The sequence below is a fragment of the Acinetobacter sp. BIGb0196 genome (assembly GCF_011759595.1).
Lineage (GTDB): Bacteria > Pseudomonadota > Gammaproteobacteria > Pseudomonadales > Moraxellaceae > Acinetobacter > Acinetobacter guillouiae.
Window position 1 is genome coordinate 1138697 of the sequence record NZ_JAAOZA010000001.1, and the last position, 23082, is coordinate 1161778.

Annotated in this window: 25 protein-coding genes and 1 tRNA gene; 13 read left to right on the plus strand and 13 right to left on the minus strand. The window is 38.3% G+C overall.

What is annotated here, in order from left to right; all coding sequences use genetic code 11:
* Positions 1-13: 13 nt before the first annotated feature.
* The gene (locus FHR28_RS05215) at positions 14-901 is read right to left on the minus strand and encodes an AraC family transcriptional regulator (RefSeq protein ID WP_004717114.1); all 888 of its coding nucleotides are present in this window, start codon (positions 899-901) and stop codon (positions 14-16) included.
* 351 nt (positions 902-1252) lie between these two features.
* Here FHR28_RS05215 and FHR28_RS05220 point away from each other — a divergent pair, with 351 nt between their 5' ends.
* The gene (locus FHR28_RS05220) at positions 1253-2305 is read left to right on the plus strand and encodes a lipase secretion chaperone (protein ID WP_004717112.1); all 1053 of its coding nucleotides are present in this window, start codon (positions 1253-1255) and stop codon (positions 2303-2305) included.
* 133 nt (positions 2306-2438) lie between these two features.
* Positions 2439-3491, plus strand: coding sequence for a lipase family alpha/beta hydrolase (locus FHR28_RS05225; protein ID WP_004717111.1), 1053 nt, complete (start codon positions 2439-2441; stop codon positions 3489-3491).
* Between the two features lie 104 nt (positions 3492-3595).
* Here FHR28_RS05225 and FHR28_RS05230 read toward each other — a convergent pair whose 3' ends face one another.
* Genes FHR28_RS05230 through FHR28_RS05245 form a run of 4 tightly spaced genes read right to left on the minus strand, consistent with a single transcriptional unit; the run spans position 3596 to position 6694 of the window.
* Positions 3596-4909 (minus strand): GntR family transcriptional regulator, encoded by a 1314-nt coding sequence (locus tag FHR28_RS05230; RefSeq protein WP_166782077.1) that lies wholly within the window; start codon positions 4907-4909, stop codon positions 3596-3598.
* 19 nt (positions 4910-4928) lie between these two features.
* Complete coding sequence (locus tag FHR28_RS05235) at positions 4929-5642, minus strand: glutamine amidotransferase (protein WP_166782078.1); 714 nt, start codon at positions 5640-5642, stop codon at positions 4929-4931.
* A gap of 41 nt (positions 5643-5683) precedes the next feature.
* The gene (locus FHR28_RS05240) at positions 5684-5962 is read right to left on the minus strand and encodes a hypothetical protein (RefSeq protein WP_004717105.1); all 279 of its coding nucleotides are present in this window, start codon (positions 5960-5962) and stop codon (positions 5684-5686) included.
* Between the two features lie 9 nt (positions 5963-5971).
* Positions 5972-6694: a YggS family pyridoxal phosphate-dependent enzyme gene (locus FHR28_RS05245; RefSeq protein ID WP_004717103.1), complete on the minus strand. Its 723-nt coding sequence runs from the start codon at positions 6692-6694 to the stop codon at positions 5972-5974.
* Positions 6695-6980: 286 nt separating this feature from the next.
* Between FHR28_RS05245 and FHR28_RS05250 the strand changes: the two genes are divergently transcribed.
* Positions 6981-7166 carry a hypothetical protein gene (locus tag FHR28_RS05250; RefSeq protein WP_166782079.1) on the plus strand — a complete coding sequence of 62 codons (186 nt, stop codon included), beginning with the start codon at positions 6981-6983 and terminating at the stop codon, positions 7164-7166.
* A gap of 319 nt (positions 7167-7485) precedes the next feature.
* On the opposite strand, the gene FHR28_RS05255 is transcribed toward FHR28_RS05250, so the two are convergent.
* The 5 genes from FHR28_RS05255 to FHR28_RS05275 form a co-directional block, all read right to left on the minus strand.
* Positions 7486-7926 carry a hypothetical protein gene (locus tag FHR28_RS05255; protein ID WP_166782080.1) on the minus strand — a complete coding sequence of 147 codons (441 nt, stop codon included), beginning with the start codon at positions 7924-7926 and terminating at the stop codon, positions 7486-7488.
* A gap of 165 nt (positions 7927-8091) precedes the next feature.
* Positions 8092-8781, minus strand: a complete 690-nt coding sequence (locus FHR28_RS05260) for a glutathione binding-like protein (RefSeq protein WP_004717100.1) — start codon at positions 8779-8781, stop codon at positions 8092-8094.
* Between the two features lie 113 nt (positions 8782-8894).
* A complete protein-coding gene (locus tag FHR28_RS05265) occupies positions 8895-9644 on the minus strand; it encodes an SDR family NAD(P)-dependent oxidoreductase (protein WP_105713628.1) in 750 nt (249 codons plus the stop codon).
* 490 nt (positions 9645-10134) lie between these two features.
* Positions 10135-10635, minus strand: coding sequence for a hypothetical protein (locus FHR28_RS05270; RefSeq protein ID WP_166782081.1), 501 nt, complete (start codon positions 10633-10635; stop codon positions 10135-10137).
* Positions 10636-10720: 85 nt separating this feature from the next.
* Positions 10721-11632, minus strand: coding sequence for a sigma-70 family RNA polymerase sigma factor (locus FHR28_RS05275; protein ID WP_228722018.1), 912 nt, complete (start codon positions 11630-11632; stop codon positions 10721-10723).
* 849 nt (positions 11633-12481) lie between these two features.
* Here FHR28_RS05275 and lepA point away from each other — a divergent pair.
* From lepA to FHR28_RS05320, 9 genes are all read left to right on the plus strand, one after another.
* On the plus strand, positions 12482-14299 hold the full coding sequence (lepA, locus tag FHR28_RS05280) for a translation elongation factor 4 (protein WP_004717093.1): 1818 nt from the start codon (positions 12482-12484) through the stop codon (positions 14297-14299).
* Between the two features lie 21 nt (positions 14300-14320).
* Positions 14321-15175 (plus strand): signal peptidase I, encoded by an 855-nt coding sequence (lepB, locus tag FHR28_RS05285; protein ID WP_166782082.1) that lies wholly within the window; start codon positions 14321-14323, stop codon positions 15173-15175.
* Between the two features lie 310 nt (positions 15176-15485).
* Positions 15486-15860 (plus strand): DUF4845 domain-containing protein, encoded by a 375-nt coding sequence (locus FHR28_RS05290; RefSeq protein ID WP_004717090.1) that lies wholly within the window; start codon positions 15486-15488, stop codon positions 15858-15860.
* Complete coding sequence (gene rnc, locus FHR28_RS05295; protein ID WP_004717088.1) at positions 15832-16524, plus strand: ribonuclease III; 693 nt, start codon at positions 15832-15834, stop codon at positions 16522-16524. The genes FHR28_RS05290 and rnc overlap by 29 nt, the downstream gene beginning before the upstream one ends.
* Before the next feature lie 5 nt (positions 16525-16529).
* Positions 16530-17558, plus strand: a complete 1029-nt coding sequence (gene era, locus FHR28_RS05300) for a GTPase Era (RefSeq protein WP_004717086.1) — start codon at positions 16530-16532, stop codon at positions 17556-17558.
* A gap of 20 nt (positions 17559-17578) precedes the next feature.
* Entirely contained in the window at positions 17579-17770 is a 192-nt protein-coding gene (locus FHR28_RS05305) for an NF038104 family lipoprotein (RefSeq protein WP_004717085.1), read from the plus strand.
* An 11-nt stretch (positions 17771-17781) separates the two neighbouring features.
* A complete protein-coding gene (recO, locus tag FHR28_RS05310; RefSeq protein WP_004717082.1) occupies positions 17782-18501 on the plus strand; it encodes a DNA repair protein RecO in 720 nt (239 codons plus the stop codon).
* 31 nt (positions 18502-18532) lie between these two features.
* Complete coding sequence (gene pdxJ / locus FHR28_RS05315) at positions 18533-19258, plus strand: pyridoxine 5'-phosphate synthase (RefSeq protein ID WP_004717080.1); 726 nt, start codon at positions 18533-18535, stop codon at positions 19256-19258.
* A 34-nt stretch (positions 19259-19292) separates the two neighbouring features.
* On the plus strand, positions 19293-19937 hold the full coding sequence (locus FHR28_RS05320; RefSeq protein WP_166782083.1) for a tRNA-(ms[2]io[6]A)-hydroxylase: 645 nt from the start codon (positions 19293-19295) through the stop codon (positions 19935-19937).
* 171 nt (positions 19938-20108) lie between these two features.
* On the opposite strand, the gene FHR28_RS05325 is transcribed toward FHR28_RS05320, so the two are convergent.
* Positions 20109-20184: transfer RNA gene (locus FHR28_RS05325), tRNA-Asn, on the minus strand.
* A gap of 246 nt (positions 20185-20430) precedes the next feature.
* Here FHR28_RS05325 and FHR28_RS05330 point away from each other — a divergent pair.
* On the plus strand, positions 20431-20910 hold the full coding sequence (locus FHR28_RS05330; protein ID WP_166782084.1) for a hypothetical protein: 480 nt from the start codon (positions 20431-20433) through the stop codon (positions 20908-20910).
* 32 nt (positions 20911-20942) lie between these two features.
* Here FHR28_RS05330 and FHR28_RS05335 read toward each other — a convergent pair whose 3' ends face one another.
* Entirely contained in the window at positions 20943-22379 is a 1437-nt protein-coding gene (locus FHR28_RS05335; protein WP_166782769.1) for a cryptochrome/photolyase family protein, read from the minus strand.
* 109 nt (positions 22380-22488) lie between these two features.
* Positions 22489-22971, minus strand: a complete 483-nt coding sequence (locus tag FHR28_RS05340) for an FKBP-type peptidyl-prolyl cis-trans isomerase (protein ID WP_004717066.1) — start codon at positions 22969-22971, stop codon at positions 22489-22491.
* Positions 22972-23082: the final 111 nt, after the last annotated feature.

Here is a 23082-nt window from a genome sequence, read left to right on the forward strand (position 1 = left end):
GCGCAGTTGTGTTTTATTCCTGTGCAGGATTATTTTTAAAGGATTCTCTAAACTCAGAAGGTGAGTAGTTAAATGTTTGGGAGAATACTCGGCTGAATGCAGCCTGAGAGGAATAGCCAACAAGCTCAGCAATATGAAAAATACTTTTTTGCGTGGTTAATAGCAATTCACTGGCTAATCGCATTCTCAGCGATTTTAAATATTGTATTGGGGTGGTCCCGACAGATTCTGTAAATTTCTTGTAAAAGCTTGATTTAGAATAATTGGTAGATTTTGCGAGTTCTTCAACGGTCCAGTCAAAATGCGGGTGATTATGCATTAAAGACATGGCTTTACTGATCATCGGTTCCTGTAATGCTGAGATCCAGCTTTTATGATTCGGTTCAACAGTGCTAAGCCAGCACCGAATTGACCAGATAAATAAAAGATCAATAATTCTGGTTAGCATAATCTGACTGCCTATCGAAGGCGCTTTGAGTTCCTGTTGAATTGCATGAACAGTGATTGGGACCCATTCTGCAATAATATTTGTGGCTTTACAGGTAAAAGGGACGTGAATGAAAGCAGGCAAACCCTCGGCAATGGCTGAGCCATAAATACCTGAAAAATCAATTGTACAGGTGATGATTTTAGCATCCTGAAATGCATCTGTACTCAAGCTTATACTGTGAAAGTTACCAGGTAAAACCACAGCTATGTCGCAATGTTTCAATTCCAGATGATGTTCCAGATCGTTCATTGTTAAAAGGCATTTTTCTTTCTGAATAATATGTATATAGCCATGATTTGGGGAAAATTCTAGTATTTCTCCAGGTAAAAGAGTTGAAATACTATGGATTTTGCCTGCTATACCTGATAACCGATAGATATCAAAAAAAGTATCTGAAAACGAACTAAGCATATTTTTGGAATTCCGAGAAAAATACTGTTTCTGCAAAAACTTTGCATTCTTGGTGATTGTTAGCTTGTGATTTATGTCTAATAATCATTGCAAGAAGCTTTGACTGACCAAAAGTATCAATTATTAATTCGCTCTTAATAGCTATGCCATGAAACTTCTTGAAAAGCTAGATCACTTGAATATGAACATAATAATTTTATGGAGTAGCGAATGGGTTTAAAACTTATGATTATATTGGTACATGTTTTTTGTAGGGAGCAGCTACCTTTTTAGCTGGTTAATGATTTTGCGAAATATCGGAAAATCTGAGGTTGTGAAAAGCATAATAAAATATTGAAAAAGAGATATAACATGGACGTTATAAGCCACTATAAAAAACATCTGTTGTTGCTGTTGGTTGTCTTATTTCTTGTTGGAATAGTATGGTATTTAAAACCAGAAACCAATACTGTAATAGCCCCATCAAGTTCAGACTCCGCGTTACAAAATCAGCAATCGTTGAGTACTGTTGCGTCAGTTTCTGATACTAATCAACAAGTCTTAAAGTTTCATGGTGTTATGCCTGAGTTGGCACCATCACTAAGAGGAACAGAGGTGAATTGTCCTTTACAGGTTGATACTAAAGGGCAGTTGGTTTTATCTCGTGGAATTCGTGACTGCTTCGATTATTTTCTTTCAAGTATTGGTGAAAAAACGGAAAGCAGTATTGTTGCTGATATTCGTCAATACCTTGCTGGTCTTCTACCAACGACTGCTCAACCTTATTCTTACCAACTACTTGGTAAGTATATTGATTATCTACATCAGCGTGAAAAGTTACCTGCAGCACAGTCCAATAGTGCAAAGGACTTTAAAACAGTTGCGTCAGCCATGGTTAAACTTCGCAGACAGATTTTTACGCCACAAGAAGCAGATGTATTTTTTGCGCAAGAAGAAAGCTATGACCAATATACAATCGCACAATACGCGATCAATAATGATAAACGCTTAAGCACAGATCAGAAGGCAGAAAAAAGTGCAGCATTGCTGAATGAACAGCCAGAAGACCTGAAAGCAAGTATGCAGCCGATTTTACAATACAACCAATTACAGGAATTGACCACTGAAATTAATCAACGTGGAGGTTCAGCGAGTGAGCTGTACGAGATGCGTAAAAAATTAGTGGGTGCAGCGGTAGCAGATCGCCTGACTCAGGTTGATTTACAGGAAAGCCAGTGGCAAAAAAAAGTGGATAGTTATCTTGCAGCAAGGACACAAATTACGGCGAGTCAGCAAGATGCGGCTCAACAACAGGCTGCAATAAATGAATTACGCAATAGATCTTTTAGTAGCCCAGAAGAACGAATCCGTGCACAGACTTTTGAACAGATGCAGGCTAATTCGAATAAAAAAGTGGCTGAATAGGCAATGAGGAAACGATAAATAACAGAAATATAGCATTGAGAATTAGACAAGGAGATTTTCAGGGAAATATTTTGAAGTATCAAGAAATCAATGTAATACAAAAATAATGTTCAAATATATGGAGTCTTGAACAATGAAGAAAGCAATCCCGGCCTTGGTATTTGGGGCCATCATATTCACATCGGTTAATAGCTCAGCAATTGTAACTACAAGTTATCAAAATTGCGGTATCAAAAACGATCAAGCTGGTTGTAGTCAAACATCTGCAACAGATTGGGGGCTGTTTTCTAAAAAAACAGATTATGCCAAAACTAAATATCCGTTGGTGTTTGCACATGGTTTATTCGGTTTTTCACAGATTGGACCTGTCAATTACTGGGATAGAATTCCTCAGGATTTAAGCCGTCAGGGTGCAAATGTATTTGTCACCAATACATCTTCTGCTAACTCTGACGCTGTGCGAGGTGAACAATTACTTAAACAAGTTCTCACGATTCAGGCTTTAACAGGTGCTGAAAAAGTAAACTTGATTGGTCATAGCCAAGGTGTGCAAACTGTACGCTATGTTGCGGGTGTTCGTCCTGATTTGATCGCGTCAGTAACAGGTATTGCGGGCTCAAATAAAGGTAGTCCGGTTGCAGATTTGGTGGAAACACTTGTACGTAAACCCGCCAGTGTAATAGGCTTTGATAAAACTATCGGAGCTATAATCAATACGTTTACAGGTATAGAAAGCTTTCTGGGTGGTACTTCTAGTAATGGTGGAACATATGATCAAGATGTTTTAAGTGCACTTGCAGGATTGACCAAGGCTGGAGCTGGTGAGTTTAATGCCACTTTCCCTCAAGGTATTCCAGTGACTGAATGTGGGTCAGGAGCTGCCACAGTGAATGGTGTGAATTATTATTCATGGTCAGGTAACGGTGGACTTACAAATTTATTAGATGGTTCATCTTACGGGTTGCTTGCTGGTCAAGCATTTATCAAATTGACCACTGGTAGTGATAGTGACGGTTTGGTACCGGTATGTTCATCTCATTTGGGCAATGTCATTCGTGATAATTATCCTCAGAACCATTTGGATGAGATCAATCAGATACTGGGACTTGCTGGCTCTGGTGCTGGTGCAGATCCCGTTCCGTTATATGGTCAGCATGCCAATCGTTTAAAATTGGCAGGTTTCTGATTTTTAAATTCAATGTTTTTTCATGAGGGAAAGTAGGAAATTAGTTTTCTACTTTTCCTTAGTTTAAGATCGTTAGCAAAAATAATGGATGAAAAGCATAAATTTTAGAGTGTCATTATTTTAGTTAAGATAAATGATAAATCATTGAGTAGGTCCATCGCTTTTTGTTCATCTAATTCAGAAGTGGTAATACGTATACCTTTAATATCCTGGCCTAATGAAAACTCTTTTCCAAGTCTGACTTTCCATCCCATTAGCGCGAGTTGATATGCTATTTCCTGAGCTTGTTCATGTTCGATCCATAGATTTAAACCATCACAATAACCTAGATCTAGAAGGTTTTGATCCAATAATTTTTTAACGATTTCTTGATTTTTTGTCTGATAATGTATTTTTGCTTTATTGATTAATTGATGAACTTTGTCCGATGTCATGAGCGAAAATATCATCTTTTGTAAGATATGACTCACCCAGGTACAGTTTGGATTTAGTTTCATCCTTAGTCTGGTCGCAGTCTGAGGATCACAATTGATAAATGCAAATCTAAAGTCTGGACCTAAAAATTTTGATACAGATCTTATCACCGCCCAATGTCTGGTAGATTCAGGCACAATATGATAATAAGGTGTTGTGGCAAGTAATGAAAAGTGATCATCAATAATAATGAGTACATCAGGGTATTCAGAAAATAACTGATGTAATTCTTGTGCCGTTTTAGCATCAAGACTATAACTGGTCGGATTCTGTGCTCTTGGTGTAATGACAATTGCTTTGGCTTTTTGCTCAAGTGCTTTTCTTATACTGTGAATATCATAGCCATGTGCTGTGACTGGGAAAAACACCATATTAAAGCGATTCACCTGTAAAGTATGAATACTGGTAATGAAACCTGGTTGTTCAATCGCAATACTGTCAGATTGGATTAAATGTGCATGGAGAATTCTTTCAATTGCATCTACCGCACCATGGGTAAATTCAATTTCAGCAATTTTATGGCTGATGTCAGCAAAAACTTCATTTCGAGCAAAGGTCTCCAAATCTGGAAGCTTGGTACTGTCACCATATAAATACGGTGCACTAAAATTAAAGTTGATGTCATGTAGCTGAGGTAAAAAACCTTGGCATGGATTTCCATGCGCGAGGTCAAAAAATGTTTGATTTGTTTTTTGAAGGTTTTCAAAACTATTAATTTGTGGATTTTTACGGACTTGGGTACCTGCACGGCCTTTGGATATGACAATCCCCATTAAGGCTAAATCTTTATAGGCGGCAGCGACAGTATTACGATTTACTTCCAGCTCAGTGGCTAAAGCACGAATATTGGGTAATAATTCCCCCTCCTTCAAAATCCCATTCTGAATAAGTTCTCGAATACTATTTTGAATGTCCTGAGATGTTTTACCTTTAATTTCAGCCATATAGATCCAATCATTTACTTTAAAACCTGATCAAGTTATTTAACCAGTCTTCAAGTACAAGTTTTGCTTTGTCTGCCAGTATATTGCCATAATATTGATTCTCAAGTCTTAAATCCAGAATATCTATCTTATGTTGCTTTAATTCATCAGTATGACCGATGAGCCATCTTTCAAATTGTTTAGGATCGGCTTCAGCATGGAACTGTAATGCCATAATATTACTCCCTACACTAAATGCTTGATTTGGATAATAAATTGAGCTAGCTAAGTGCGTGCCAACAGTCGGCAAATCAAATGTATCACCATGCCAATGTAAAACATGTATACCTTCAAGAAACCTTAAAGGTGATGCAAATGCCTGAGCACTCAAGGATAAACGCCCCCATCTTATTTCTTTGATATGGCCGGGATATACTCTTGCACCTAAAGCAGTTGCAATCAGTTGAGCACCCAAACAAATACCAAAAGTTGCATAATTGGTTATTAATCGTTGCTTCAATCCCACGATGATTTCTTTTAGATAAGGGTAGGTGATTAAGTCATATGCACTGATTGGCCCGCCAAGAATGATAAGCGGGTCCTTTTCTTGTAAGATAGTACTTAGGTCATCTACACCTGCTTGAAAAACACAAATGTCATAGCCCATCTGTTTAAGTACGGGGCTAAAACTTCCGGTATCCTCAAAACTTAAAAATTGGATCACATTAATAACTTGGTGTTTTATCATGTTCATGTTTGTCTCTCGGTGAAATAAGTGTGGATCAGCGCTATGAATCAAACTGAATTGGATGACTCTTCATTCTGTTGAAAAACTAAATCAGCAGTTGTATTTTGATAAGAGTATTGAGAGGACAACGTTCTCATCTGACCATTTTGATAAATAAGAACACGCATATCTTCAGTCACTTGTACAAACTCAACGTCAATAGGATCAATTGCTGTTAATGTTGCGATGAGTTGTTGAATCGAATTTTGTGAAGCAAGATGATTGGGTGTAAAAGTACCGAGTAACTTTTTTTCTCGATATATATTGATCTGATAATGAGTTTTCATCGTGATGCTCTATTCAGTAGGCCAGTAATAACTGTCTGGTTTGGAACGTGCGCCAAAAATTGCTTGTCCAATCCTGATATCTGTTGCACCTTCAGCGATCGCAAGTTCAAAATCTCCAGACATGCCCATTGAAAGCCGTTGTATCTCTGGGTGCTTTTTTGAAATTTGATCTCTTAGGGTTCTTAAAAGCTGAAAACACTGCCTGACCTCATTAGGGACATGGCTATGTATTGCCAGAGTCATCAATCCAACGATTTTTATGTAGGTAAATGGCAGACATTGTTCTATGAAATGTTCTAGCTCGTGAGGCTGAATGCCATATTTACTGCTTTCGCCTGATGTATTGACTTGGACAAAGACAGGCATAACCCGATTTTCTTTTTCTAAGGCGCTATTCAGTTTGTAAGCAAGTTCGACGCGATCTAAGGCATGGAATTCACTGATAAATTGGGCTACATATTTCACTTTATTGCGCTGTAGATGCCCAATCAGCACCCATTTTAAATTGCTAAGTTGTTTTAGTTCCTCATATTTACTCTTGGCTTCAAGAACTTTATTTTCCCCTACACAGTCATATCCTAGAGCGTGAATTGCTCGGACATGTTCTGCTGAAAAGGTCTTACTGACGGGCAATAATCTGATTTCAGAAGGATCTCGATTCACCTTGAGACAGGCTTTCTCAATCGTTAATTTAATTTCACTCAGTCTGTCTGAAATAATTTCTTTGAGCACAACATTGACCTATGACAAAACTATTTATTGTATAGAACAATATCATGAGCGAGTTCAATAAACAAATGCTTAAAGAACACCTCCACTCAGCAGAATTTATTTTTGCTACCTGAGCAAGAACAAAGCCCTGCTTTGTTTGCAGCGCAAGGCGTAGCGGTGACTAGCGTGTTTTTGCCGCTACGTGTTAGCTTGTGAAATGATGTTTCTGATCATTTGGAATGACTAAATTTCGTATTTTGTGCCTGCTAACGCCTAATAAACACACGTAGTCGCAAACGTAGATGAGTTGTCAACAGACTCTTTACCATTGCTCATGTTCAGTGGATTGGCTGATGCAAATGACAGTATGAGTAAAAAATGTCTAGGTTTTGCGATTGGGCAGCATCAAGAAAATGCTAAAATTTTAAATATAAAATATTTGAAGCTGGAGCGTATTCAAATCAATCATTTTGATGACTATATTGGAAAGTAATATGTTTCTAGAGAAGTTATTGGAAAAATGCAGAAGGATAAAAATCAATAATTAATTTTTTATCTATTATCAAATAATGAACATGTTATGTCCTTTATTTTTTTGAATAAAGAATCATTTGATCAGGTTTTTATAAATTTAAAAATTGTGCATTTATACAGCTTATAATTAAATATTTTAAATTTAAAAGATCGGCAGTCAAATATTATGAAACCGCTTCTATAAATCAAAAAATAATCATGTTAACTGAATTATATTGGTACTGAAAGTTCCTTCTTTATAAAAAGGATTGATCAAATATCTATTTGATAATAAAAAATTAATTAAGGGAAGGTCCTGTTCGCATTAAGAAAAATTCAGCTCCTGAATTCAATATATTAATCAGCATATTTCTACTAAATTCTTTTTTAACTGCAGTATCCTGCATACCCAGATCTATTTGTATATCACTTGGCAATAAAACTGTTTCACCTTGTTGGATGCTTAATTCAATATCCAGTTTTTTTAAACCATTCAGTAATTTATTTAATTTTGGGTTGAGAAACTGATCATAGATCAGTGTTTGCGGAATCGTTGCATTGATCAATGGGGTATATTGAGCGACATTGATCAATATTATCAATTTTTCATAATCGATTTGGTAGCTTTGTTTATGTTGTGGACCAATTAGCCATTCATTATAAATATATGTGTTTCCATTATAATATCGTAGCTTTCCTGGATCTAAAATATAAGTGCGGGTTTCAATTGTAATTTGCATAAATTTTCAAAAAATCGTTTAAATAAAGACCAGTAGAGAAATAAATTTTCAGAGTCGTAAATGTATAGGGGATTTGATCGTAACGACATGCATCTCAGGACTCATTTACACTATTGCTAAATAATGTATCGTTCAGCAACAAATTCATTTCGTTACGACCTGACTTTATTGAGTCAAACCAAATAATATTTTGTGTGCCAAGCTGTCCTGAGTTGGATCCATCACTTGTACCTTCTCAGCAACTTTATATGCACGCTGAATAGCAGGGCGTTCACGGATTGTTTCAAACCAAGTTTTAATATGAGGGAAATCAGCAAGCTTTATGCCATGTTCTTCATGGTGAACGATCCAAGGATATGCTGCCATATCGGCAATTGAGTAATCTTGACCTGTAATGAAAGTACGTCCGTCGAGATGAGTATTCAACACTTTATAGAGGCGTCGGGTTTCATTGACATAACGTTCGATTGCATAAGGAATTTTTTCAGGTGCATACTTTGCGAAATGTTGATTCTGACCTAACATTGGACCAAGCCCACCGACTTGCCAATACAGCCATTCCAATGCCATGATTCGTGCTCTGGGTTCACTGGAGAGAAATAATCCGCTCTTTTGAGCCAAATATTGAAGAATTGCGCCAGACTCAAACACACTCAAAGGCTCGCCACCATCATCTGGACTATCATCGATGATTGCTGGAATACGGTTATTGGGTGAAATAGCAAGGAAGGCTGATTTTAACTGATCCCCCCGACCGATATTCACAGGTGTTACATCATATTTAAGACCTGCTTCCTCAAGAAAAATAGTGATCTTATGGCCATTTGGCGTTGGCCAGTAATGTAGGTGGATCATAGGATGATGCCTTAATTAGGTTTTGAGCGAAAATCAAATTATTTAAATTATGATCAGGGAAATAACAGCTTCACTTAGCGCAGGCTGTATAACCCTGATCTTTTGAGTGGTGGTTATAAATCGATAACCGTCACGCCATCATTACCATTGAGTCCCAGTACCATACTCTCAGCAAATTGAGGCTCTTTAAGTATTGAAATCACATGATCACCAAAAGCTCTCGGTGGCATAGGTGCCCCAAAGCGGGAGACAAATTCTTCAGGTGTAATTCCCATGGCTGCTGCATAAGCACCTGCTGCTGAGTCGCCAACTCCCGTACCAAGAACCATCAGCCGTGGAACGATGGCCTGAAACTGAATACCAAGATTTTTATCTTGCGCAAACAAATTGGCATATTTGGTCATGAACCAAAGCGCACGTTTAGAACTGGCGTAGCCACCTGTCATTTGAGAACCAGACTCAGCGGCACCACTAGATCCCACTAAAACTCGGCTGCCTGGATCAAGTGGTGTTTTTAATACCGCTTGAAACCAGAAAAAGGCTGCTTTGACATCGGTTTCCCAATTGATAGAGAATTCTTCCCAAGTTAATTCGTCCAAAAGCCCCATACGAGGGGCTGCTCCAGCATTTAACACAAGTACATCTGGACGAATGTCTGCAATGATACGGTGTGCCGCAGCTTCATCTGTGATATCTGCTGAAATGGTATAAACACCTAGCCGTTCAGCGACTGCATCAAGATCTTTTACATTACGTGCAACCACAGTTACTTTTGCACCCTGATCAACCAGTGCTTCAACTAGACCTAAACCGAGACCACGACTACCACCAGTGACCACGACTTTTTTGTCTTTCAGATTCATGACGATTTCTCCAATGTCTAATAAAGTGATGTACTACTAAAACGATTGAAGCCTTGGAAAAGAGTCAAAAAGCCTCTAAATTATTTTAATTTGATCTAGCGACGTACTTTCGACTCGACTTTTTATATCAGTTGATGGGTCGCTGATCATTCTGATCATGTGGATGTGTATTGATAACTTGCGATGATGAGGCAGGTGTGGAATCGAAAGATAGTTGACGTGATTTTTTTGGCAGGACATGATTTTTATCATCTACGCTTAAATGTGTTGAATCACTTTAAATCATCATCTACAGCCGAAAAGGCAGGATAATGTATTGGCTACTTGGCCATACTAGGCAAAATTACAACATCGATTAGAAGGGAATATGGGGGGTAGGAAAAATTTGAGCAAGATAGACAAATAAAACAAAGCTCTCAATGGAGAGCTTATCTGTAAAAAAACATGCAATTGTATGAGTGACATTACTCAATTTTGAGATGAGCTATTTTTAAACAATAAAAATGTATGATTTTAATTTCATACGCTCAGCCGCAGTGTTAAGTAAATATGGTGCAATGAAGCGATGCGGAACTGTCATCATTTTCAAGGTGGGTGTTGAGAACCATTTATGACCGCGGCTAAAGAAAGAAGAGAAGATCAGCTGAGATTCGATCAGGTTGATGACCATACATATTTGAATATCAACTGAATCAGAGTGAACAACCATCATGATTAAATCATCTTGCTTGATCATTGTTGCTGATTCTAGTGATTGCCAGTGTGATTCAGATTTAGATTTAAATCCCAAGGTATTCCATGACTGACTAACGATCTGATTGATTGCTGGAGGAGCATTGGCAAAAATCTCATATGCCCATTTTTCAGCGCTGTACTTTTTAGTCATCATGGGAGTCGGAATATCAATGCTAAAAGCATCTTCATAGCCAATATTTTCTAAAGGACATACTTCACGTGCTAAATCTGGAATACGGATTGCTTGTGCTTTCATGGCATTCTCCTTAAGGCATTTGGCTCATCAACAATAGCTATGCTCAATGGCGAGTGGGTTTGAGTATGATGACGAGCCTAATTGTTTATTTATTTGGGGTTAATATCAGCTCTGCATCAGCGGCAACATATCGCACATAGCGGTAATCTCGAATAAAGCTAATCTTGCCTTCTTGCCATTCCAGCCACATGATATAACTTGGTTTGAGGTCTATACGGTTTTCAAAGACAGCAATGACCTCACGATCTCCAAGCCAGGCGGGAACAAGCCAGATATGGTCAATTTTTGCGTAGGCACCAAAGAACATGGAGACATCGGCAGCGCCAACACGGATAGGATGAGTAGACTGACTGAGTTTGACATCATCAGAAAGTAATGCTTTTAACCCATCCCAGTCGCGTAGGTTAAACAGCTTTACATAGTTTGCTACTGCATCAGATGTTGGTCGGACAATTTGTGCTTCTTCAGTGGTTATGTTGAGTTCGCGCAGTCGAGCACGTCCACGGGAAAGATGGGCTTTTACTGAGTCTACTGAGAGATTCAGTAGGGTAGCAATGTCTACAAGAGGCTCATCAAGAACATCTTTAAGAATGATGACACTGCGCTGAAGTACTGGGAGTTGCATAAATCGTGAAACGGCCATTTTAATTGTTTCCTCGCGCATCAGCATCTCCATCGGATCAGAGGTATTTATATCTTCAATATCGTCAGTAGTAGTATCTATAGCTTCTGTTATTCGAATGGCTCGACTTCGGAGTAAGTCAAGTGCTCGGTTATGTGCTACACGGAATAACCAGGCACGTAACATCTGAAAATCTTGTATTTTGTCAATCACAAGCAATGCCCGTGCAAGCGTATCCTGAACAACATCTTCACCTTCAATGACAGAGCCCATTAGTCGCGAACAGTAGCGATGCAGTTCAGGGCGAAGCTGTTCTGCCAGAGTAATCAGTTGGGTCTGTTGCATGTTAGGCTTAGGATCATGGTCTTTATTCAAATTGTCTCACCATTCAATCATGGTCACAGCGGTATGGCCGTTGCAACCTAAAAGGATAATATTCATATCAATGACCTGACTGTTTTGTCATTTTGGGGTCACTGTAATCTGTTGTTGAACAAAGATTTCTATTGAGCTTGAATCAAGTGCTTTAGATTCGCCAATAAGGTTAATTTCTATCTGCACAGCACCACGTTAATGTTTTTGTTTAGATAAGCTATTACTAAAACGATTGAGGAATATAAAAAGAGTCAAAAAGTTGTAAATTATTTTAATTTTGTTTGAAGCTGCTGAAGTTATTTTATGTGTTTTATTGATATTTTGTTGAATCATTCTTTTTTATCATGATATTTAATCAGTTATTTTTTTATAGTCTGGCTCAAACTTTTTATGAGTCCGATCCTATTTTTATTAAAAAGACGATTACAGATTCTACGAACAGAAAGAACATCGCTCATTTCTGCATTTGCGAATGATTCATCTCCTATGATTAAGGTGACATCAATGAAAAATCATGAGGCTAATGATTGATGCAGCGTTAAAGATAACTATCCATCTATGCATCAAGTATGCTGGAACACTATTTAGCTAAGAATAGAAGTGTCAGGATGCATAAGTATCAAGAAAAAGCGCTTGGTTCTGCTCGTTCTTGTGAGTCACCAGATTAAAAGCATGGATTGACACAGTTGATAAAACAATACACAGCAGGTCTTATTTTTATATGTAATTACTATATTTTTGACCATGTTCTGCTTATACTGTGCAGCAATTAAGATATTTCATTTTTTGCACGTCATAAGTACTTTTGATATTGAGTACATGATTGTGTACATATTTTTAGAGTAGTGTATGGCAGTAGCTAAGAAATCCGTTAATATCAACAATATACGTAATTTTTCGATTATCGCTCATATCGACCACGGCAAGTCGACACTTGCAGACCGTTTCATTCAAATGTGTGGTGGATTGCAAGACCGTGAAATGCAGGCTCAAGTCCTAGACTCTATGGAGCTTGAGCGTGAACGTGGGATTACCATTAAAGCGGCTTCTGTAACCTTGTACTATACCCATCCAAATGGGCAAGAGTATCAATTAAACTTTATTGATACACCGGGACACGTGGATTTCTCTTATGAAGTATCGCGTTCTCTTGCAGCTTGTGAAGGTGCATTGTTGGTTGTCGATGCTGCACAAGGGGTTGAGGCGCAATCTGTTGCAAACTGCTATACCGCAATTGAGCAGGGTTTAGAAGTACTACCTGTCCTGAATAAAATCGATTTGCCACAAGCAGAACCTGAACGTGTTATTCATGAAATCGAAGAAATTATCGGTATTGAAGCAACACATGCACCAACATGTTCGGCAAAAACAGGTCTAGGTGTAGAGTCTGTTTTAGAGACATTGGTCGACATTATTCCAGCACCGCAAGGTGACCGTGACGCACCTTTACAAGCCTTAATTATTGACTCTTGGTTTGATAACTATTTAGGTGTTGTATCACTTGTTCGTATCAAACAAGGTCGTGTGCGTAAAGGCGATAAAATGTTGATGAAATCAACAGGTCAATCGCACATCATCACTTCGGTTGGTATTTTTAATCCAAAACATACTGATACAGGTATTTTAGAAGCGGGTGAAGTTGGCTTTATCATTGCTGGGATCAAAGACATTTTTGGTGCGCCAGTTGGTGATACGATTACCTTGGCAACCACACCTGATGTTGCAACTTTACCGGGTTTTAAAAAGGTAAAACCACAGGTATATGCGGGTTTATTCCCAATTGATGCCAGTGATTTTGAACCATTCCGTGAAGCGCTACATAAGTTACAAATTAACGATTCTGCGTTGTTCTTTGAACCTGAAAGCTCAGATGCTTTAGGTTTTGGTTTCCGTTGTGGCTTCTTGGGAATGCTACACATGGAAATTGTACAAGAACGTCTAGAGCGTGAGTATGATTTAGACTTAATCAGTTCTGCGCCAACCGTAATCTATGAAGCATTGATGAAAAATGGTGAAACGATTTATATCGATAGCCCATCTAAAATGCCTGACGGTTCAACAGTTGAAGATTTACGCGAGCCGATTGCTGAATGTCATATTTTAGTGCCTCAAGAATACTTGGGTAATGTCATGACTTTATGTATCGAGCGCCGTGGTGTGCAAAAAGATATGAAATTCTTGGGTAACCAAGTATCAATTACCTTTGAAATTCCAATGGCAGAAGTGGTTATGGATTTCTTTGATAAATTGAAATCTTGCTCACGTGGCTTTGCTTCACTGGATTACAATTTCGTGCGTTTTGAGAGTTCATCTCTAGTTAAGGTTGATGTGTTAATTAATGGTGATAAGGTTGATGCTTTGGCAATGATTTGTCATCGTAATGATGCACGTCACCGTGGTATTGCTTTAGTTGAAAAGATGAAAGACTTGATTCCGCGTCAAATGTTTGATGTGGCGATTCAAGCTGCAATTGGTGCACAAATCATTGCACGTTCAACAGTCAAAGCGATGCGTAAAAACGTATTGGCTAAATGTTATGGTGGTGACGTTTCTCGTAAGAAGAAACTGTTATCGAAACAAAAAGAAGGTAAGAAACGCATGAAGCAAGTGGGTAGTGTTGAAATCCCACAAGAAGCGTTCCTTGCTGTGTTAAAAGTAGAAAGATAAAAACTAGAGGTCTTATTGCTCATGGATTTTGATTTTAATTTAATTCTCGTTCCTGCAACGCTTATATTTTTTGGGCTATGGTTACTGGATAAGTTTGTACTGAAACAACGTGCAACAAAAGGTAAGGGGAATGAAAATGTCATCATTTCATGGGCATATGATTTCTGGCCTGTTCTAGCAGTAGTTTTGGTATTGCGTTCATTCTTATTTGAACCGTTTAATATTCCTTCTGATTCTATGGTACCGACTTTAGAAACAGGTGATTATATTTTGGTGAATAAGTTCCAGTATGGTGTGCGTTTACCGATTACCAATACCAAGATAATTAATATTGGTGAGCCACAACGTGGTGATGTTGCTGTTTTCCGTTATCCAGAAAATCCCAAAATAAGTTATATCAAACGTATTATTGGTTTACCGGGTGACCATCTTGAATTCAATAATGGTCAACTTACAATCAATGGTAAAAATGTTGAGCAAGTACCTGCTGAGTTTAGTCGTGAAAAAGATATTTTAGATACGCCTAAGTCAATCTACTATTATGAAACGATGGGTACGCATAAGCATTTAGTTCGTTTGTTGGAAGGTCAAAATACTTTGGTTTCAGCATTTAATTATGCACAGAAAAAACAAGACCTACCTTATGTAGCAACTGCAAATGACCGCTTTGTAAAATCAAATGGTCAAAGTTGGGAAGTGACTGTTCCAAAAGGCCAGTATTTTGCCATGGGTGATAACCGTGACCAAAGTGCAGACAGTCGTTTTTGGGGCTTTGTACCTGAAGAGAACTTAACTGGTCATGCAATATATGTGTGGATGCATAAGGAACCTGGTTTAAAAATGCCTTCATTTAGTCGCAATGGTGCAATTAACTAATCGGCTACAGTTTAGAAAATCAAATAAAGGTCAATTTTTATTGACCTTTATTTTTATCTGTTAAAGCTATAAAATTGTCTTGATTTATAAGAAAAATGAAATAGAACAAATGATTTAAACTAGCAACTTGATGCAGTTTCAAGGATAATAGTGCGGTAAAGTTTTTTATCACACCAGGTTTTGCAGTGGATAAAAAATTTATAACAATTGAAAATGATCAGTGAGTCTGCAGCAGTGTATTTGACTCAATTATATGATTATTTTCAATTGCGATTAAAGATTATTCATTCTGAGCTGTTGGATAAAAAAAATGCGTAAAAATCAACAAGGCGCTTCATATATTGGAATTTTACTGGGGATAATTGCTTTAGCTTTTATGTTGAAAATCATAGTTGCTGTATGGCCTTTATACTGGGATGATCGTGTGATTAATAACCAAATTGTAGAGCAGATAAAGAATAGCTCTGCTGAAATCACACCAATGAAATTTGCAACAGAAGTTGATAAACGGTTAGAAATGAACAATATCCGAGATACTAAACTTGAGGATATTGCGACTGTATCAACTAAAGATGGTTTACAAGTGACTAAAAAATATGAAGTACGAAAAAATTTCATGCTGAATATAGATTTAGTCCTCACTTTCGAGAAGAGTTTTGATCAAAGGTCAGTTGAAAGTAAGTGATCCTCGCTTACAGAGCAGAATCGGTTACCAGTTTAAACAATACGAGTTACTACAACTCGCGCTGACTCATCGCTCGGTGAGTCACAAATACAACTATGAGCGCCTAGAGTTTTTAGGTGATGCATTGTTGGGTATGATCATCGCAAACTACTTATATCATGCGTATCCTCATGAAAATGAAGGTCGTTTGACGCGTATGCGCGCAACTTTGGTACGCCAAGAAGCATTGGGTAAAATTGCCAATGATTTAAAGTTAAGTCAAAGTTTAATTTTAAGTACAGGTGAATTGAAATCAGGCGGTCATCATCGTGAGTCAATATTAGCAGATACAGTTGAAGCAATTATTGGCGCGATTTATACCGAAACACGAGATTTGCCTTTGTTGGAATCGATTGTTTTAAAATGGTATGAACCGTATTTAGATCATATCGAACCGACAGATCAACTCAAAGACCCAAAATCACGTTTGCAAGAATATCTACAAGCTCGTAAAAAGCATCTCCCAGTTTATGAGGTCGTAGATATTCAGGGTGATGCACCTAACCAGCATTTTAAAGTAGAATGTACAGTAGATGGCTTGCCTAAAATGATGGGTGAGGGATCAAGTCGCCGTTTTGCAGAACAAGCAGTCGCGGCGGATTTTTTAAAGATATTGGAGCAGTAAACTGCATGAGTACACATTCCGATCACAATGATGCTGATCACGAGCCGTCTGAAAGCGGTAATGAGTTAATTAATCAATTTTTTAGCTCACAAGGTACAGAAATCCCTTCGGATTATCGAAGTGGATTTGTTGCAATTGTAGGACGTCCAAACGTGGGTAAATCGACATTGATGAACCATTTATTGGGTCAAAAGTTGTCAATTACTTCACGTAAGCCACAAACAACACGCCATAAAATCATTGGTATTGATAGTCGTGAAAAGTCTCAGGCTGTATTTGTTGATACACCGGGGATGCACAAGAAAGAAGTGCGTGCGATCAATAAAATGATGAACAAAGCTGCACATTCTGCATTACGTGATGTCAATTTGGTTCTATTTGTTTTAGATGCCCAGAAATGGACACCAAATGATGACTTGGTTTTAGAAAAACTGCAAAATGCAGAAATGCCAGTCGTTTTGATTATCAATAAAATCGATACCTTAGAAAATAAGCGTATGATTTTACCGTTGATCCAAGAACGTGCGAAGTTGATGAATTTTGCTGAAATTGTTCCTGTTTCAGCATTACGTGGTGCAAACTTGGATCATTTGCGTGAAGCGATTGAAAAGTATCTACCATTCCAGCCACCATTATATTCTTTAGAACAGTTAACTGACCGTTCAGAACGTTTTCTTGCCAGTGAAATCATTCGTGAGAAAATTATGCGTCAGTTAGGCGAAGAGCTGCCTTATGATTTAACGGTTCAAATTGAATCATTTAAAACAGAAGAAGCGACAGTGAATGAAAAAACGGGTCGTCCTAAAGCTGCATGTACTTATATTGATGCCACAATTTTTGTTGATCGCCCTGGGCAAAAAGCCATCGTGATCGGTGAAAAAGGTGCTAAGCTGAAGAAAATTGGTATGGATGCTCGTGTCGACATGGAAAAAATGTTTGAGCAAAAAATCATGCTAACACTTTGGGTGAAAGTTAAAGGTGGTTGGTCTGATGACGAACGTGCTTTAAAAAGTTTAGGTTACAGCGATATTTAATTGACTTTTTGGGAACTGAAATGATTCGAGTTATAGCAATTCTTGCTTGCATAATCATGTTACAAGGCTGTATCACTAAAATTGTGACAGTTCCCGTCAAAGTTGCTTATAAAACCACCAAAGGCGTGGTTAAAGGCACTGCTGCGGTTGTAGGCGCTGTTATTCCTGATGGGGATGATGACGATGATAAGAAAAAACAAAAGGATGATTAAGTTCAAGCTAGATGCGTAATGAAATCTTGCATGGTTATTTAATCCATCATCGAAAATACAGAGAACGTAGTCATATTGTGCACTTATTTACACAAGAGCATGGTCGTGTCGACGGTATTCTTAGACAAACCCCACCACCACAATACCAACCGATTACTTTACAAGCATCGGGAAAATCCGAGCTTAAAAATTTTTCAAAACTCGAAATACTCAATCAACCGATTTTCTTTTATGGGGATGCTTTCTTTTCAGGCTTTTATTTAAATGAACTGCTGCTTCGTTTATGTCCGCTTGAAGAAATGATGTCTGAAACATTTCAGCAATACCATTTAACTTTACAACATTTACAAAAATTGGCTGAACATCCACAAGCTGATTTATTTCTTCGACAAATTTTACGCCAGTTTGAACACGCACTGTTAGAAGAGTTGGGCTATCCACTGGATTATGGGCATGATTCAAATCAACAAGAGATTATGCTGACCCAACGTTATCAATTTCAATTGGCCGAAGGCTTTACACCAGTGTCATATACCTCGTCTGGGACGTTGCTGGGCCAACAAATTCTAAGCATGGCAAATTATGAAAAGGGTAGGGATTTTAGCCCAGAGCAGTTACAATTATTGGCTAAACTCTATCGACAAATGATTACTTCACTTTTAGGTGATCGACCATTAAAAAGTCGTCAGCTTTGGGTTCAAAATGCTCAATCTAAAACGTTGAGCCGTTAATTTTATTTTATTGGTTAATTAGGAGAATGTTATGGCTGCATTGCTAGGTGTAAACATTGACCATGTTGCAACACTCAGACAAGCACGTGGAACGACTTATCCTGATCCTGTGAAAGCTGCATTAATTTGCGAACAAGCAGGGGCGGAAGGCATCACTTTACACTTACGTGAAGATCGTCGTCATATTCAAGATGATGATGTGCGCCGTATGCGACCTGTATTGACGACAAGAATGAACTTGGAAATCGCTGTAACTGATGAAATGGTTGCATTTGCAAAAGAGATTCAACCACATCATGTGTGTTTTGTGCCAGAGAAACGTCAAGAAATCACCACAGAAGGTGGTTTAGACGTGCTTGGGCATTTTGAAGATGTTAAAGCTGCGACTCAGGCATTAACTGCAATTGGTTGTGATGTATCTTTGTTTATTGATGCTGATTTTGCACAAATCGATGCTGCAATTGCTTGTGGTGCACCCACTATTGAATTACATACGGGTGCTTATGCAGACGCTAAAACTGCTGAAGCTCAACAGATTGAACTCGAAAGAATTATTAAAGGTACTGAGTACGCCGCATCTAAAGGTTTGGTCGTTAATGCTGGTCATGGTTTGAATTTGGACAATGTGGCTGCAATTGCTGCAATTCCTCAGATTCATGAACTCAATATTGGACATTCGATTATTGCCGAAAGTGTATTTGTTGGATTGGAACAAGCTGTAAAGGACATGAAGGCCGCACTTCATGCAGCTGGTTAATTTAATTTTTGATTTACGTTGTTGAATATTGATCATGTCGAATATGAATTATGATGAGCTTATGCAACCTGTGATTGCTTTTTTAGGCTGTGAAACGCCAAAGGCATGGTTGGATGAGGCATTGAACAATCTCTCATTGCTCATGCAGGATCATGCGAATTGTGAAAAGAAAGCGGCTGGAACAGCAATGAACTTGATGTTTCGCTACAGTTTTTTTACCGATTTGCAGATCAAATTAGCACAACTTGTGCGTGAAGAAATGTTGCATTATGAACAAGTGTTAGAGTTTATGACCAAGCGTGGTCAAGAATGGAAAGGTCTGAGTGCAGGTCGTTACGCAGGTGGTTTGCGTAAAGAAATTCGTACTTATGAACCAGAAGCTTTGATTGATGTTTTGGTGATTGGTGCGTTTGTTGAAGCACGTTCTTGTGAACGATTTTATGCCTTAGCGCCATTGGTAGATGATGAGTTGGGTCGTTATTACCGTTACTTACTGAAATCTGAATCTCGTCACTATGAGGACTATTTAGCTTTGGCTTTAGATGTTGCTAAAACTGCTAAATTAAAAGATCCAGAAGAGGATATTCAGCAACGCATCGAATTGATTCGTGAAGTAGAGAAGGATTTGATTTTAACGCCTGATAAGACTTTTCGTTTCCATAGCGGTGTGCCAGTTTAACTGCTTGCCTGATTAAAAACTGAATTTAAAAAATAGACCAAAGCAATGCTTTGGTCTATTTTGTTGTGCTGTTTAATAAAAACCTGATGGAACTGTTGCTTTAGTTTGTCACACCCTGTGTCTAGTTCTGAAATAAAAAAAGCCCACTTTGATAAGTGGGCTTTTAGAATTTGGCTCTCCAACCTGGGCTCGAACCAGGGACCTGCGGATTAACAGTCCGTCGCTCTACCGACTGAGCTATTGGAGAATCTGAATGCGATTATAAGGATATATCTTTATGGGTCAAGCCTTTCCTGTCATCTTTTCTTCATTTGTACACTGTATGGTTTTTATTTGAGCAATCTATAGATAAATTAAAAAAATTGATTCTGACAGTTGCAATAGTGAAACGGTCTTGTTAGATTAAAACCATAAAGAGTGTTTAAGTTTGACTTAAACAGTGTGGATTTAAAACCAACTTGCCAGCACTAAATGGCTAAATAGGAGACAGCGAATGAATACGCTTACTATTTCTCAAATTTTTGAAAACTTCTCATTCTATCAAGAAAACTACCTTTCAATCTTGCAAGATCCTGAACAATATTTTATCCAAGTTGAACAAGCCTATTTAAATGTTTGGCCATTTACTGAAAAAAAACTGTATTTGGGTGATCTGTTACAGCTTTGGTTTAGTGAAAAATGGCTAATTAATACACCGTGTCGATTATTAAATTCATCCAGTCAGGTTTCATCAAGTTCAGACACGCAAGCTACTCAAAAACGCATTCAACGTACACAAGATTTTTATCTGTTCCAATTGAGTGGAAGTACCTTATCAGGTTCTAACCATGCGCAAATCTGGTCAGTTTCAGAACAAAAAGTGCTTTATGTTTCTTTGGATCGCATCTTTAAATATTACTGCTATTTTGAATCGATTGAACGCCCAAAAAACCATCCTCAAAATCCGTTTAAATTGTTTCAACACGCGATTTAATCAAACCATTGAGAACGCTTTTAAGTGAGACTTTAAATCTGCTTAAAAGCTTCAATTGCTCGAATACGACTTTGTTTTAAATCCACAATTGGCTTTGGATAATTGAGCTCAATATTGGGATTTTTTGCATAAGGTTCATGAATGGTTTTTGCGTCTAAATGTGCAAGCTCTGGAACCCACTGTCGAATGTAGTCACCTTGTGCATCGAATTTCTGCGATTGGCTGATAGGGTTAAAAATACGGAAATAAGGTACGGAATCTGTTCCTGTGGATGCACACCATTGCCATCCTCCGTTATTGGCAGCCAAATCCCCATCAATAAGATGTTGCATAAACCATTGCTCACCTAAACGCCAATCAATCAATAGGTTCTTGGTGAGAAACATGGCGACAACCATACGGATCCGATTATGCATCCAGCCTGTGTGAAGTAACTGGCGCATACCTGCATCGACGATAGGAATCCCTGTCTGACCTGTTTGCCAAGCGCTTAAATCATTTGGGGCATCGCGCCATTGTAGCTGCTGTGTGGGCATTTTAAAGGGCAAGTGCTTTGACACACGCGGGAAATCAAACAGGATATGCTGATAAAACTCACGCCAAAGTAGCTCATCGAGCCATGTTTGTTGACCAACATGATCAATAGAAAAATGTCCGAATTGTGCTCGAAAGAGGGCATTGAAACACTGTCGAATTGAAAGGATGCCTATATTTAAATAGGCTGAGAGCTGGCTGGTGGCTTCAATTTGGGGAAAATCACGCTCGAGTTGATAATGACGGACTTTGTTTTCAATAAAATCATCCAAGACATTCAAGGCATATTGTTCGCCAATTTGCCACTGCTTGTTGATCTTATTCGGATCGAATGTAAAACCAAGCTCGGCCAAAGTCGGCAGGCTATTGTTATTCAACTCGCCCACATCTATTGCATCATTTAAGGCTTGAGTCTCTGGGATAGGGAAGCATTGCGGGATCGAAATACTCAGTTGTTCATAGCAGTATTTTTTAAATGCACCGAAGACTTGATAGGGTTGATTGGATTTATTGCGAATTGAACCGACAGGGAACAGAGTGCGATCATGATATAAAACCAAATCACGGTTACTTTGATTTAGTTGTGTTTGAACTTGGAAATCTCGATTTAATTCATTAACACCGCACTCAATATTGGCGTGTACATTTTCAATATTCAGTTTTTGACAGAGTTGATCGATCTCTGTTGCAATGTTTTCCCATAAGGGAACAGTGCGGATAATCAGCGGAATTTGAATAGAAGCAAGTTCTTGTTGAATGGCTTGAATTTGACGTAAATAGAAATCAAGCTTAATTGGTGCATCGTCATGCATCCGCCATTGTTCAGGTGAGAGAATCACCAGTGCAATTAAAGGACCGCTTTGCGCTGCATGCCATAGGGCAGTATGGTCTTGAATACGTAAGTCTTGACGGAACCAAAGAAGTTGTTTTTGCATAGGATTGATAGGAATGGATTCATTCACACTAGGTTTTCATCAATTTAAACCAATACGCATAAAAAAGGCAAAGTAAAAACTTTGCCTTTTCGATCCGATCAAGCAGATCTTAGTGGTGATGGCCACCTGCACCGTGTACATGACCGTGCTCTAATTCTTCTGGAGAAGCATCACGAACTTCTGCGATTTCAACTTCAAAAGTAAGATCTTGGCCAGCTAATGGGAAGTTAGCATCAACGATGATGTTGTCACCTTCGATTGCTTTAACAGTAACGATTTGAACACCATCATCAGTTTGAGCTTGGAACTGCATACCAGCTTCAATGTTCTCAACACCTTGGAACATTTGAGCAGGAACTTCTTGAACGAGGTCAGGGTTGTATTCGCCATAACCTTCAGCAGCTGGGATAGTGACTGTAAATTTGTCACCTACAGTTTTACCTTCTAAAGCTTTTTCTAAACCAGGAATGATGTTACCTGCGCCATGTAAATATGCAAGTGGTTCACCTTGTGATTTATCGAGAGTTTCACCCTCAGCGTTAGTCAGCGTATAGTGGAAAGAAACCACGTTGTTATTTGCAATAGCAGTCATGTTATTGATCCATTCGGTAATCGATAATTTTAAGGCTACATCATAAAGTGAAAAGCAATTTTTGTAGACTAAAATTACTAAAAAATTGCATTTTCATCTGTATTTTGACCA